The 12,958-nt window shown below is 46.4% G+C and carries 12 protein-coding genes, 1 tRNA gene and 1 pseudogene; 7 read left to right on the top strand and 7 right to left on the bottom strand.

Annotated elements, in window-relative coordinates; genetic code table 11:
* Positions 1–401: 401 nt before the first annotated feature.
* The 3 genes and pseudogenes from NDA03_RS10740 to NDA03_RS10730 all read right to left on the bottom strand — a co-directional run.
* The gene (locus NDA03_RS10740; RefSeq protein WP_348237994.1) at positions 402–956 is read right to left on the bottom strand and encodes a GNAT family protein; all 555 of its coding nucleotides are present in this window, start codon (positions 954–956) and stop codon (positions 402–404) included.
* 348 nt (positions 957–1,304) lie between these two features.
* Positions 1,305–2,672: an HNH endonuclease gene (locus tag NDA03_RS10735; protein ID WP_348237993.1), complete on the bottom strand. Its 1,368-nt coding sequence runs from the start codon at positions 2,670–2,672 to the stop codon at positions 1,305–1,307.
* 65 nt (positions 2,673–2,737) lie between these two features.
* Positions 2,738–2,833 (bottom strand): annotated as a pseudogene (locus NDA03_RS10730) (Uma2 family endonuclease); the annotation flags it as partial.
* Between the two features lie 323 nt (positions 2,834–3,156).
* On the opposite strand from NDA03_RS10730, the gene NDA03_RS10725 reads away from it, so the two are divergent.
* On the top strand, positions 3,157–5,019 hold the full coding sequence (locus NDA03_RS10725) for an aspartate kinase (protein WP_348237992.1): 1,863 nt from the start codon (positions 3,157–3,159) through the stop codon (positions 5,017–5,019).
* 159 nt (positions 5,020–5,178) lie between these two features.
* Here the strand turns inward: NDA03_RS10725 and NDA03_RS10720 are convergent, their stop codons facing one another.
* From NDA03_RS10720 to NDA03_RS10710, 3 genes are all read right to left on the bottom strand, one after another.
* Entirely contained in the window at positions 5,179–5,574 is a 396-nt protein-coding gene (locus NDA03_RS10720; RefSeq protein ID WP_190411809.1) for a phage holin family protein, read from the bottom strand.
* A gap of 107 nt (positions 5,575–5,681) precedes the next feature.
* Positions 5,682–6,365: a biopolymer transporter ExbD gene (locus tag NDA03_RS10715; RefSeq protein WP_190411810.1), complete on the bottom strand. Its 684-nt coding sequence runs from the start codon at positions 6,363–6,365 to the stop codon at positions 5,682–5,684.
* Between the two features lie 102 nt (positions 6,366–6,467).
* Complete coding sequence (locus tag NDA03_RS10710) at positions 6,468–7,151, bottom strand: MotA/TolQ/ExbB proton channel family protein (RefSeq protein ID WP_190536814.1); 684 nt, start codon at positions 7,149–7,151, stop codon at positions 6,468–6,470.
* A gap of 214 nt (positions 7,152–7,365) precedes the next feature.
* On the opposite strand from NDA03_RS10710, the gene NDA03_RS10705 reads away from it, so the two are divergent.
* On the top strand, positions 7,366–7,683 hold the full coding sequence (locus NDA03_RS10705) for a YkvA family protein (protein ID WP_190433986.1): 318 nt from the start codon (positions 7,366–7,368) through the stop codon (positions 7,681–7,683).
* Between the two features lie 148 nt (positions 7,684–7,831).
* Here the strand turns inward: NDA03_RS10705 and NDA03_RS10700 are convergent.
* Positions 7,832–7,904 (bottom strand) — tRNA-His (locus NDA03_RS10700).
* Between the two features lie 121 nt (positions 7,905–8,025).
* Here NDA03_RS10700 and NDA03_RS10695 point away from each other — a divergent pair.
* The 5 genes from NDA03_RS10695 to cobA all read left to right on the top strand — a co-directional run bounded on the left by NDA03_RS10695 (position 8,026) and on the right by cobA (position 12,893).
* Positions 8,026–8,406 carry a DUF4359 domain-containing protein gene (locus NDA03_RS10695; RefSeq protein WP_190411813.1) on the top strand — a complete coding sequence of 127 codons (381 nt, stop codon included), beginning with the start codon at positions 8,026–8,028 and terminating at the stop codon, positions 8,404–8,406.
* 177 nt (positions 8,407–8,583) lie between these two features.
* Positions 8,584–9,999, top strand: coding sequence for a serine/threonine-protein kinase (locus tag NDA03_RS10690; RefSeq protein WP_348237991.1), 1,416 nt, complete (start codon positions 8,584–8,586; stop codon positions 9,997–9,999).
* 292 nt (positions 10,000–10,291) lie between these two features.
* Positions 10,292–10,981: a manganese catalase family protein gene (locus NDA03_RS10685; protein ID WP_190411815.1), complete on the top strand. Its 690-nt coding sequence runs from the start codon at positions 10,292–10,294 to the stop codon at positions 10,979–10,981.
* Positions 10,982–11,217: 236 nt separating this feature from the next.
* On the top strand, positions 11,218–12,084 hold the full coding sequence (locus NDA03_RS10680) for a sirohydrochlorin chelatase (RefSeq protein WP_348238000.1): 867 nt from the start codon (positions 11,218–11,220) through the stop codon (positions 12,082–12,084).
* On the top strand, positions 12,081–12,893 hold the full coding sequence (gene cobA, locus NDA03_RS10675) for a uroporphyrinogen-III C-methyltransferase (RefSeq protein WP_348237990.1): 813 nt from the start codon (positions 12,081–12,083) through the stop codon (positions 12,891–12,893). The genes NDA03_RS10680 and cobA overlap by 4 nt, the downstream gene beginning before the upstream one ends.
* The last annotated feature ends 65 nt before the right edge of the window (positions 12,894–12,958 follow it).

Below are 12,958 nucleotides of genomic sequence, written 5' to 3'. Positions count from 1 at the left end.
ATTGCTGGGATTTAATCATTTAATTGCTGCAATGAATCAATTTAAACCCGGTTTGGCTTCTGGATAATTTAACTGATTTACTACTTGCTTCTCCGGAAAGTGACAGAAGAGGGATAATGCTTTAGCATTCATCACCGAGTGTTTCCGAATTGCCTCCGAGCGCAATACCAGCGTTGCGATTCGGGAGTTACGACAAAAATTAGCAAGTGAGAATTAAATCCGAAAAATACAGAAGATGATAGTGCGATCGCAATCGGGAGTCGCTGGTCAGCAGAGTTGTTAAAGTTAGTGGCTCTTATGTAAATCTATGGGTGGCGTCATAGAGACACCAAGGAACTCAAGGACAGTTTGCTTCAAGCGTTCTCAAAGAATTGTCAAATGGGGAGTTGCGTTAGATGAAATCAGTCTTGTTTCTTAATCTGCTCCCACTCCTCGCGCAATATTCCCATGCACAGCGTATCAACGTATCTGCCGTTATACCACTCGTGACCCCGGAGGCGACCTTCTTCCACAAATCCACAGGATTGATAACAGCGAATCGCGCGTTCATTCCTTGAATTTGTCCTCAACCAAACTCGATGTAGATTCCAGTATCGAAACGCATAATCCAGCAGCAATGCGATCGCTTCACGACCGTAGCCACGTCCCCAATATTCCTTATCCCCAATTGCAATGCCTAATTCGCAGACACGCGCCACCCCCTGAAATATATCAAAACCAACTAAGCCGCACTGCCCAATGAACTTGCCATCTGCCTCGATCGCAAACCAGGTGCCATCTCGTCCACCTTTGGCGGCATTTTGCTCGAACTCTGCTTGTAGCCGTTCCAGGGATTGGGGGATCGGCGGATCTCCTCCACCTGCCAATTCAACGGCTAAATCATTGTTAAACTCGCACAGTTTCGGTAGATCGTCCCGCCGTATACCCCGTAGCGTTACTCGTTCACCCTTTAACATCGCTAATTGTCCTCGATTTTAGGTTTGTACTCCTCCATATCAAGTCTGTCAGGAGGCGGTAATGATCATACAAAAGAAGAAAACAAGTTGGGAATTGGGAATAGCCTGGTGAATTTTAAAAGCTGTCCCTCTGTCTAAAATGTCCTGCCACCCTAAGGCAGCTCCTCTTGACACTCCCTATTGTAATTACGATACTTAGTCGTATCGATATTAATCCGATTCATTTGCTGTGGAGCCAAGAGGAAACAATGACAACGACCAAACAAGCGCGATCACTTGTACAAACTAAAAGAATCGTTCGATTTTCTAAAATTGGGATAACTATTTTTAAATTGCGATCGCACTTTTCTAGAGCATATCCAAGTTGCAATCTTTCATAACATGGTCAAACGCTTTTACCATCAGAGCAGTAACATCCAAATCTGTACAAGCCCTACCTATAGACTGATTTACTAAACTTGAAAAGCCATATTCAAAAAGCTTGGTACGTGCCCTATCTGGATCTATAGGCACTCCTAAAATTTTGCTTAAATTCGAGATAAATTCCAGAAACAAGTTCACATACTCTTCAATCGCTGTTTCATTGATTCGAGGAGTTTTTTCGTTAAGTGCTTTGATTCCTTCAGTTAAACGAGCCGTAATAGCGTCAATTGGATAATAAAGTGCCATAAGAACTGTAAGCTCATGATCAAAGAATTGCTCCATTTTATGGAGAGATGCGAAATATTGCACGCCTAATAATGGTAGAGAGAATTGCTTTGAGTCAAATTCGGCAAACAGTGCTTGAGGAGGCTTTTTAGAACCATGTGTATCTTCAGCAACATATAAGATGGCATCTGGCCCACAATAGTTTTGAGCAATGATAACTGTCCTTCTGACTCGATGAAGGATAGTTAGCACACCAATGACCATCTTTAAATGAGAACACCAGTAAACCTCTACTGAGTTATGGTGAACACCTAATTTCAAGATGCTTGCCGCCTGTTCAGCTATAGAGAAAAATTGCTCAACATTGACTGCAAAAAACCTCCAATCACCTTGGTCATATCGCGCAAAGTGTTGAACAGGTTTAGCCAAATCACTAGAAATCCACTCTGGTAAATAGAATTTTAGGCACTTGAGAATTGTATGAGCAGATGAACGATACTGTTCCCGAAGATTCAGCCCATCAGAAAATTTCTGAGGCTTAGCATCTAGGACATTTGGACTTGCCTGCTTTATTAATTCCTTGAAATATTTCTGTTCCTCTGCTGATGGTAATCTTCCTAGCCAACTAGCCATACCGCCTTCTTCTATCCAATGGTTGGCTTGACTCCTAGAATTAAAAACGAAATATTGCTCAATCGTTCCATCAGGCTGAAGTTCATCTTCAATGATTGCATTTTTAAGCTTAAGTATCCCTCCTTTATCTAAAAAATAATCTCCTTCTAAGATAATTTTTGGTACATCTTTATGGCGTTCACCTTTAAACGACCAAGAATTCATTACAGCCTCTACATAAACAGAAAAAGCTGGATCTGTTTTTGTTGAGAAGCTAATATTACATTCATTACAAATCAAGTATCCTGTTTTGTGTGAACCGCCCCAAGATGAATTAAAAATATGTTCTTTTGCTATGGCTGGTAGAGAATTCCCACAGTAGAAGCAAGTTTTCAATTCTGATACCCGTATGGGCAATTTTTCAAAGCGAGTAAACATTAAATTTACTTTAATCACTACCAAATTTTTACCATACTACATAAGTAAGACAATCAGCAGGAACTGGTGTCTGGTTAATTGAGAATGAGAGTTTGTAGTTCATTGTCTACAGAAGTATCGTCAGAGTCAGGCAATTCTGCACTAGACGGCAGATTATGCAGCAGGTTGCCGTCTAACATAGTGACTTTCTGTGGCATTTACTGTATGGATCTTACCTTTGTCAGGGAGGAGGAAGCGATCGCATCATTCTTGAAAATCCGCAAGTGCTTCGCCCTATTTCCACACTCCCCGCGATAGATGTTTGACGATAATCAATCAACACAATCTAAAGTCAGCCTGTTTTGTCCCAGCAAGTCTGATAATTTAATTAGGTTAAATTAAGATGCTTTGCCGTGTCAGCCTGTCGCACCTTTAGTGCGCTTACGAGCTTAGGCAGGCTTGGTTTGTGTAGCCACAGGCTTTAGCCTGTGGGTATATCCTAGGCAGGATTGGTGAGAGAATTATGGCGTTAATTGTCCAGAAATACGGTGGCACTTCAGTTGGTTCGGTGGAACGCATTCAGGCAGTCGCTCAGCGGGTTTTAAAAACAGCCCAGATGGGCAACTCGCTGGTTGTCGTAGTTTCGGCAATGGGGAAGACGACTGATGGATTGGTGAAATTAGCCAACCAAATCTCTACAAATCCCTCTCGTCGGGAAATGGATATGCTGCTCTCTACTGGCGAGCAAGTCTCAATCGCCTTGCTGAGTATGGCATTGCAGGAATTGGGACAGCCAGCGGTTTCTCTCACTGGCGCACAGGTTGGAATTGTTACCGAAGCCGAACACACCCGCGCCCGGATTCTGCATATCCAGACACATCGGGTGGAACGTCACTTAGACGCGGGTAAGGTGGTTGTGGTGGCGGGTTTCCAAGGCATCACTAGTACCGAAGAGTTGGAAATTACCACCTTGGGGCGCGGCGGTTCCGATACTTCGGCGGTAGCACTAGCGGCAGCTTTACGAGCCAGCTGTTGCGAAATCTACACGGATGTGCCAGGGATTTTTACCACCGATCCCCGGTTAGTGCCAGAAGCCCAGCTGATGGAGGAGATTACCTCCGATGAAATGCTTGAGTTAGCCAGCTTAGGGGCAAAGGTGTTGCATCCTCGCGCTGTGGAAATTGCCCGGAATTATGGCGTAGAGTTGGTGGTGCGTTCTAGCTGGACGGACGATCCGGGGACTAGGGTGATTTCTCCAATGCCTAAGCCGCGATCGCTCCAAGATTTAGAAATTGCCCGTCCTGTCGATGGGGTAGAATTTGATACCGACCAAGCGAAAATTGCGCTGTTGCGGGTGCCAGATCGTCCAGGCGTGGCGGCGCGGCTATTTGGTGAAATTGCCCATCAAGCCTTAGATATCGACTTAATTATCCAGTCGATTCACGAAGGCAATACCAACGATATTGCATTTACAGTTAGCAAAAACGTTATCAATCGGGCAGAAGCTGTAGCCGCAGCGATCGCGCCCGCCCTCCGCAGCTCAAACAACCCAGAAGACGGAGAAGCCGAGGTGATGGTAGACAGGCAAATTGCCAAAGTCTCGATCGCGGGTGCGGGAATGATTGGGCGTCCGGGTGTAGCAGCGCAGATGTTCGCTACGCTTTCTAGTGCTGGGATCAATATTCAGATGATTTCCACCTCGGAAGTGAAAGTTAGTTGCGTCATTGATGCGGATGATTGCGATCGCGCGATCGCTCTTTTGTGCCAAACCTTCGAGGTCAACCATTCCCCACTCCACCAAAACAGAATTGTAGAAAGTAGTGTAGAACAACAGGGCAAAATTTCTCAGTCCTCAGCCCTGAGTCCTCAGCACTCCGCTCCCCCCGTGCGCGGTGTTGCCCTTGATTTCAATCAAGCGCGTCTCGCCATTCGTCATATCCCCGATCGTCCAGGGATGGCAGCTCAAGTGTTTGGACTCTTAGCCGAGAAAAATATCAGCGTGGATATGATTATCCAATCCCAACGCTGTCGCGTGGTGAATGGGATCGGGACCCGCGATATTGCCTTCACCGTCGCCCAAGCAGATGCAGCAGAAGCGAAAGCAGCACTCGAAAAACTCGCACCATCCTTAGGCTGCGGTGAAGTTTTAGTGGATACAGCGATCGCTAAAGTAAGTATCGTCGGTTCCGGTATGGTCGGGCAACCCGGTGTCGCCGCCCAAATGTTTGAAGCGCTTTCCCAACACCAAATCAATATTCAGATGATTACAACTTCTGAAATAAAAATCAGCTGCGTCGTAGCAGAAAATCAGGGCGTCACCGCCTTACAAGCCATCCACGCCGCTTTTGGACTTGCCGGTAGCCAAAAAATTCAAGTTCCCGCTTAAAGTTCTTGCAACTTTTTCATCGCTCCCTGGAAAAAGGGAGCGATGAGGGATCTCCAGCCGAAAAACTGACCAGCAAAAAGCCCGGTTTCTGATAGAAACCGGGCTTTTAAAGTTATTGGTTAGTTTACGCTAATTGATGCCTACCCTTCGATCGACTCTTTACGCAATTGCTGTTGGCTGACCAATCACGACACTGGTAATAAAGCTGCTGACAGCGGCGAGAGCGATCGCACCGATGACCGCACTCCAAATCCCTTTTTCCAAACGAAAGCCTGTAATCAATCTCGCGGCTATTGTCAGTGCAATGACATTGAGGACAAAAGAGAATAAACCCAAAGTCAAAAGCTTTGCAAAAAATCCGTAGATGCCAAATGTTAGCGTATTCGGCAAGGTAAAAAATACAAAGCTAATCGCTGCATTTAAAATCCCAAAAACGGCTGCCGAAATATAACCAATTCCTGGGTTATCAATCTCAACTCCGAGTGGCAGCTTGCTAATAATTAACAAACTGGCGGCTGTTACCAACCAGGTAATCAGCACATCAATTAAATCCATATTTATAAACCTCCTATCCAGAAGTTGAGGCGTGAAAAAATCTTTTGATTATCCCTACCTTAAACAAACAATCGCGCCTCGACCTCTGTAAATTGGCAGAATTGCCCCTACCTCTTGGGAGCAGAATCAGTCCCTTGGGGAGCCGGAACAGTCGGTGTCACGGGTACAGTACCGGGAATCGTAGTACCGGGAATCGTGGGATTAATCTCTGGTTGTCCCGGAGCCACCGGCAATTGCGGCTGACCCAGATTGTATGGATTGGCTGATGGACTGGGTGGCGCATAAGGATTATAAGGTTGGATAGGAGCGTTGCCGGAATAGGGCGCTAAACCGGGACTAGGAGCCGTAGGAACCTGCGTATTAGAGCCAGCCGCCGCATCACCGGAACCGGGTAGAGTCGCTAAAGACACGCGATCGCCTCCAACATCTCGCAGCAAATCCAAAACCTGGATGACATCGTTGTAACTTGCAGTCCGAGAAGCGTACAGCACCATCAATCCATTTGGATTTGTCGAGCGGTAATTCTGCAAAGATTGAGTCAGCTGATCTTTTGAATTAATCTGCTGTTGCTCCACGTAAATTTGACCAAAATCATCCAAGCTCACCATCAACATCTCTCGCATCTGCGGAGTGCCGCTACTAGCTTTGGGCAAATCCACGCTGATTGCTTGCTGACGAGTGAGTTGCAAAGCTGCCAACAGAAAGAACGTCAGGATACAGAAGATGACATCAATCAGGGGAATAATCTCAATTCGGGCGTCATCACCCGGAGTATCCAAGTTAATCTTCATAAGTTTAAACAACAGGGGAATTTAAAAAGTCATGAGTCCTTAGTCCCTAATTCTTCGCTCCTGACTAATAACCCATGACGAATGACCAATCACGAATGGCTTCTAGGGTTCAGCCGTATCTGAAGTTTCTACTCTCGCCTTCATCGGATGACGATCAATACCAAGTTTGGGCCATTCCTGTCGGTACATTAACTCCAGCTCATTTCCCGCTTTACGGAAAATTTTGACTTGGTTAAACAAAAAACCTTGAAACAGCCGATAGAAGACAAGGCTGGTAATTGCTACTATCAGCCCAGCCGCCGTACTGATCAGAGATTCGCTAATCCCTAAAGTCACTCCAGCGGTTGAAGACGTTCCGAGATCGCCAAGGCGAATACCACTCAGGGATCTGATCAATCCCAACACGGTTCCCAACAATCCTAGTAGAGGCCCGAGGGCAATCACTGCTTCTAAAATTTTGTCGCCTTGGCGCATCGAAGCTAATTCCTCGTCTGCGGCTGCCTCCAGTGCAAGCCTAAACAATTCTGGATCGGCGTTAGAGAGTCGTAAGGGAGCATACAGATAACGCCCTATCGGCTGTTTTCTAGATTGGTGAGCAATCTCAGTGGCAACTTCCCAGTTGCGAGTTGCTGCTTCCAGCACGCGATTTACAGTTTCTCTTTCTTTGGTCAAGATTCTTGCCCAAAACCACAAGCGCTCAAAAATAGTGCCCAAAGACAGCAGCGATAAAGCTAGCAGAGGCCACATTACAGGCCCACCCTTCTCAATCAGTTCTGGAAAAGTCACGGTCGATTCTTTCCTCCTACACTCCCCAAGCTTTTAATTTTCTTTAACAACTTGAAGCCATTCCAATTTTAGACAAGCATTGTCATTCAGACTGAACTAAAGGGCGAGGTTCTCCCGCTATTGTCGAATCTTCTAGTCAAACTTCGGGTGGATATCCACACCTACATAATGCTGGTAGATTTGTCAATATTAAAAATAGCTAGAGGATTCAATAATGAATAATTTTTCAATCCAATCAATTTACAACTGGTATCGCAACTCGATCCGTAATCCCAAGTATCGTTGGTGGGTGATTCTAGGGTCATTACTTTATCTTTTCAGCCCGATTGATATTGCCCCGGATTTCATACCCATCATCGGATGGATTGACGATGGTGTGATTCTGACGCTCCTGGTTGCTGAAGTTTCCCAAATGCTATCTCAGCGCCTCAAGTCTCGTGACGAGCAAGCGGTCTCTGAAGCGGATGTTGCAGGTGTTGGGTCAACTTCCAATTCAGACACGGTTGATGTAAAGGCTGTTCCCCTCAAGTAGTGTGCGTCACAACAATAATATTAATAACCCCTCCCAGTGTTGCAGCCATATTCCGCAGGCTTCTGGAGAGGGGTCTTTGTTTGTAGTAGTCGCACCCAAAAGTAATGACTTTTGAGAGACGGATGATCTACGTCTATACAAGAGCCAGGGCGAACGAGGGGACTTGAACCCCCGAGTGGTGGAATCACAATCCACTGCCTTAACCACTTGGCTACGCTCGCCATTTCAGATTTTTAATATAGCATTCTGTTTGCCAGTTGATCCAGTCTTTCGTCAATTAACCTGGAACTCAGACGGCGATCGCCGTAGTCAAAGGCTACAAAAGAATGGTTTTAACATCCCATGAAGGGTTTACAGGTTATTACAACGATTGCGGGAGTCGCCTTGGCTGGGCTGGGTGTAGCGATGGCGCTGACGAATCCCACTCAGGAGGAGTACGAAGAATTTGCCTTACAGCAACTAACGGTGTACATAAAAGACAATGTTTGTGAAAAGGCTCCAGAAAACTTTGAGAATTTTTTGAAGCGTCAATGTATGTTATTAGTTGAGACGGGCAGCCCGCAGGTGAAGCGGCTGATTGCTGAAACGACAGAGCGGCAAAATTTTATCTTTTTTAGCATTTATCGCACCGATTTGTCGGTTAGTTCGTTCCTGCCTTCTTATCATTTTGAGTCGGTAGGAGCTTTCGACAATGTCTATATTTATCAAGCAGAGAAGCAATAATCTTGTTAGCAAAGAATTATTGCTTCAAGCTGCGCGATCGCTTCTTAAAGTGCTGAGAAACGGGTAACGCCGCCAATTAACTACACTCAGCCTTATAACAGATACACCCAATGGTCATCTCTCCAATTGAGGATATCTTGGAGATGAATATCAACAGGGAGTGCGATCGCGGCTGCCATGATCTATTGTGTTAGCGCTGGATGTCAAAGACCCCAAAATCCTTCTGACCAAAGATTTTGCCTGTGTTGTGGGCAAGCGTTATTGCTGAAAGACCGCTATCGCCCAGTCAAACCTATTGGTAAAGGTGGCATGGGAAGAACTTTTTTGGCGGTGGATGAGCATATTCCCTCTAAACCCAAGTGTGTCATTAAGCAACTGTGCTTCCCACAGCAAGATTCAACCAGTTTTAGAAAGGTCGTTTCCTTATTTCGTCAGGAAGCGATACACCTGAATGAACTAGGGAAACATCCGCAAATTCCCTCTCTCTTTGCCCACTTTGAACAGCAGCAGCAGCTGTATTTAGTGCAGGAGTTGATTTCCGGGCACACTCTAGCGGAGGAATTGCAGCAACGGGACATTTATAACGAAACGCAGATTTGGGAATTTTTGCAGGATTTGTTGCCAGTTTTGCAATATATCCACGAACATCGGGTGATTCACCGAGATATTAAGCCAGCGAATATTATCCGCCGCACCCCCTCAACCTCCTCTTCCCCAGGAGAAAGGGAAGGTGAGTTAATTTTGATTGATTTTGGGATTGCCAAGCTATTCACAGACACTGCTGTGTTCAACACTGGCACGATCGTCGGTAGCCCGGATTATATGGCACCCGAACAAACGCGGGGCAAAGCCCTGCCCTGTAGCGACCTCTACAGTTTGGGCGTCACTTGTATCTACTTGCTCACAGGCGTTTCGCCCCTGAATATGTATGACATTATGAATAACGGATGGGCGTGGCGCGATTTTTTGCCCAAGGAGAGAAAAGTTAGCGATCGCCTAGGTCAAATTTTGGATCGGCTGCTGCAAAATAACATTAAAGATCGCTACCCAGACGCTGCCTCTGCCTTGCAAGCGGTACAGCAGAATTTAAACCCCAGTTCTACATTCCCGCTTCCAACTCAATTTCAACGACCGGGTGGTAGTGCTTTGAATTCCGAGGTTGGAGTTGATTATACAAAATTGCGAGATTTACTCGCTAAAAAGAAATGGAAAGAAGCCGACGGGGAAACCTGGGCACTCATGTGTTTGGTAGTCGGCAAGTCAAGCAGTCACTATCTATTCAACAGCGATATTCAAAAGTTTCCTTGCGAGGATTTATGGACAATCGACCAGTTATGGGTAAAGTACAGCCAGGGGCGCTTTGGTTTCAGCGTGCAAAAGCAAATTTTTCTAGAGGTTGGGGGAGAATATAGCAATTTTTGCGATCGCGTTGGCTGGCCTACCCACAACCCGTATATTCCTGACTCTGGTTTGAAATTTAGCGATAAGGCACCCATCGGACACCTACCATCGCGGCGGTGGGCAGGTGGTTATGAATGGTGGCGTCACGCCAGTGCAATGGCTGTAAAGCTAGAACAGTGCAGTATTGCTTAGCTTTTGCTGCCTTATCAGCGATTTTCATCCTCGGTTGAGCGATTGGAACGGTTTTAGCTAAAAAATTGCCTCAACTGAGATTTCAATCTTGTTTTTTGTGTCCTCCTCTGGTTATAGAAAAATCCATGAGCTAAGTCTACCCGATGAGGCAGGAATACCTTTGACAGCCGATCTAAAGTATGGGTATATACCTTGATTTGTGAAGGAAAAAGAATCGTTTTTTTTGAATTCCTTTACAAAAAATATTGGCAAGCGCTCAACGATCCGGCAAATAGAGGAAAGGAATCCATTCATGTTTTTCCATAAAAAAGAACCCATTCATACTGTTAATATCACAGAGCCGAATCCACGTTATGCCCAGCTACTGCTAGAGCAGTTTGGGGGAGCAACGGGTGAATTAACAGCCGCTTTACAGTATTGGGTGCAGTCGTTTCATTGCGAAAATCCTGGTATTCGGGATATGCTCCAAGATATTGCAATCGAAGAGTTTAGCCACTTAGAAATGGTTGGCAAACTGATTGAATCACATACCAAGAATGTGGATCAAACAGAAGCGTACCGGAGTACGCTCTTCGCTGTACGCGGCATGGGACCACACTTTTTAGATAGCCAAGGAAGCGCTTGGACAGCGAACTATATCAATGAAGGTGGGGATGTTGTGCGCGATCTGCGGGCAGATATTGCCGCTGAGGCTGGGGCACGTCAAACCTATGAGGAGCTGATCAAAATGGCTCCGGATCAAGGTACAAAAGACACCTTGGTACATTTGCTGACTCGCGAAATTTCTCATACGAAGATGTTCATGAATGCACTTTCTTCCTTGGGCAAATTAACAGATCCTTTCTTTGGCAATATCCAGCCGGATGAAACGGTCAATCTTTACTTCAACTTGTCTACGAATGGTAAAGATGAGCGCGGGCCTTGGAACTCGGAACCGGATTTTCAGTATGTCGCCGATCCATCTGCTGAAGTTAAACAGTAAATCGTCAGCAGTAGAACTCAATTAAAAAAGATAGAGTTACTGGGAGGTGTAGCCCAGTGGCTCTATTTTTATGAATAAGTTATTAATAATATTAGAAATCCTCTAAGCCTCAGCGGTGCCCAAATGGGTAAACCGCCGGGAGAAATTGTCAATTGGAAACGATTGATACAGAAATTGTTGCTGGAAACGATATCAAATTGAATAAAGAAACTGCTCAAAAGCCTGTAGTTACACACTTGCCCAAGTCATCTGCCTATCTACTGGTCTCTCACGGAAGCCGCGACCCTCGCCCCCAAGCCGCTGTAGAACAGCTGGCAGCCCTGATCTACGAGAAGGCACAAAGGTCAGAGATAGCCTGGGTGCAGGCATCTCAACCCGTTCGCCGCTTGGGTGCATCGCCCATGCTAGAAACGCGAAATTTTACGTCTTTACAAGAACCACTGGTGGGTACAGCAGTGCTAGAATTGGCAACCGAGCCGTTGCACGAGCAAATTCGGCAATTTGGCGTTCGCGTAGCGTCTGCGAAGCAGAATCGCGTGGCGTCTATAAAGCAGAATCGCGCTGTTGCATCTGAGTACCATTCTGAGAACCCCTGCATTCAGGTGTTGCCGCTGTTTCTCCTGCCGGGAGTTCACGTCATGGAGGATATCCCAGAGGAAGTTGCGATCGCTCAAGCAGCGTTTGGCTCTAAATTAAAACTTGACATTCGTCCTCACTTAGGCGATCACCTTGGCTTGAGCCGTCTGTTAGCCAGTCAATTCGCTTCGATAACAGCAGACGCTCGGATTCTCCTAGCTCACGGAAGCCGCCGTGCTGGGGGAAATCAGTCAGTAGAAACCATTGCACGGACTTTGGACGCGGTGCCTGCTTACTGGTCAGTGCCACCCAGCCTAGAGGACAGGGTGAAAGCGTTGGTTGAGGCGGGGAAGGAAAAAATCGCCATCCTGCCTTATTTTCTATTTGCTGGGGGAATTACGGATGCGATCGCTCGAACAGTTGAGCGATTATCCCAGCAGTTTCCATCGGCAAAACTCCAAATGGCTGAACCAATCGGCGCTAGCGCGGAATTAGCGGATTTAATTTGGGATTTGAGAAGTCAATGAACCTCACACTTTCAGAAAACATACAGGTAAACAGGAGAACGTGTTTGGGTAAAGTATATCTAGTGGGTGCAGGGCCGGGAGATCCCGGTTTGTTAACCCTCAAAGGGAAAGGGCTGTTAGAGTGTGCCGATGTCGTAGTTTACGACGCTCTGGTGAGTCCCCAAATTTTGGCAATGATTAATCCCGAAGCCGAAAAAATTGACGCGGGAAAGCGGATGGGGCGTCATTCTCTGTTGCAGGAAGAAACGACTCAACTCTTAATTGAAAAAGCACAAACTGCGGCAATCGTGGTGCGCCTCAAAGGTGGCGATCCCTTTGTGTTTGGTCGTGGTGGCGAGGAAATGGAAGACTTAGTAAATGCGGGAGTGCCGGTAGAGGTAGTACCAGGGGTGACATCTGGGATTGCAGCACCCGCTTATGCAGGAATTCCTCTAACTCACCGTGCTTATAGCTCTTCGGTGACATTTGTTACCGGACACGAATCCGCCGGGAAGTATCGACCCGCTGTGAACTGGCAAGCGATCGCCCACGGTTCTGAAACCATTGTCATTTACATGGGCGTTCACAACTTACCTTACATTACAGAACAACTTCAAACAGCAGGCTTAAGCCCAGAGACGCCAGTAGCGTTGGTTCGCTGGGGAACTCGACCGGAACAAGAAGAACTCATCAGCACTTTGGAGACGATTGTGGCGCAAGTCGAGGCGACTGGATTTGGGGCACCCGCGATCGCCATTATTGGTGCTGTCGTGAATATGCACCAAATTCTGTCAGGATGTCGTCCACTCAGCTTGAAGATTGAGGGCTGAGGATTGAGGACTGAAGACTGAGGACTGAGAACTGAGGGCTAAAATCTCAGTAAAAAGCTATAAAA

Source organism: Trichocoleus sp. Lan (assembly GCF_039961855.1).
In the GTDB taxonomy this organism is placed as follows: Bacteria; Cyanobacteriota; Cyanobacteriia; order Cyanobacteriales; family FACHB-T130; genus FACHB-T130.
Note: the sequence above shows the minus strand (reverse complement) of the source record. Positions and strands in the feature narration are given on the sequence as shown.

Coding starts and splice junctions, on each gene's coding strand:
- NDA03_RS10740 (WP_348237994.1), bottom strand. CDS start 956: ATGTTAAAGGGTGAACGAGTAACGCTACGGGGTATACGGCGGGACGAT.
- NDA03_RS10725 (WP_348237992.1), top strand. CDS start 3,157: ATGGCGTTAATTGTCCAGAAATACGGTGGCACTTCAGTTGGTTCGGTG.
- NDA03_RS10720 (WP_190411809.1), bottom strand. CDS start 5,574: ATGGATTTAATTGATGTGCTGATTACCTGGTTGGTAACAGCCGCCAGT.
- NDA03_RS10715 (WP_190411810.1), bottom strand. CDS start 6,365: ATGAAGATTAACTTGGATACTCCGGGTGATGACGCCCGAATTGAGATT.
- NDA03_RS10705 (WP_190433986.1), top strand. CDS start 7,366: ATGAATAATTTTTCAATCCAATCAATTTACAACTGGTATCGCAACTCG.
- NDA03_RS10695 (WP_190411813.1), top strand. CDS start 8,026: ATGAAGGGTTTACAGGTTATTACAACGATTGCGGGAGTCGCCTTGGCT.
- NDA03_RS10690 (WP_348237991.1), top strand. CDS start 8,584: ATGATCTATTGTGTTAGCGCTGGATGTCAAAGACCCCAAAATCCTTCT.
- NDA03_RS10685 (WP_190411815.1), top strand. CDS start 10,292: ATGTTTTTCCATAAAAAAGAACCCATTCATACTGTTAATATCACAGAG.
- cobA (WP_348237990.1), top strand. CDS start 12,081: ATGAACCTCACACTTTCAGAAAACATACAGGTAAACAGGAGAACGTGT.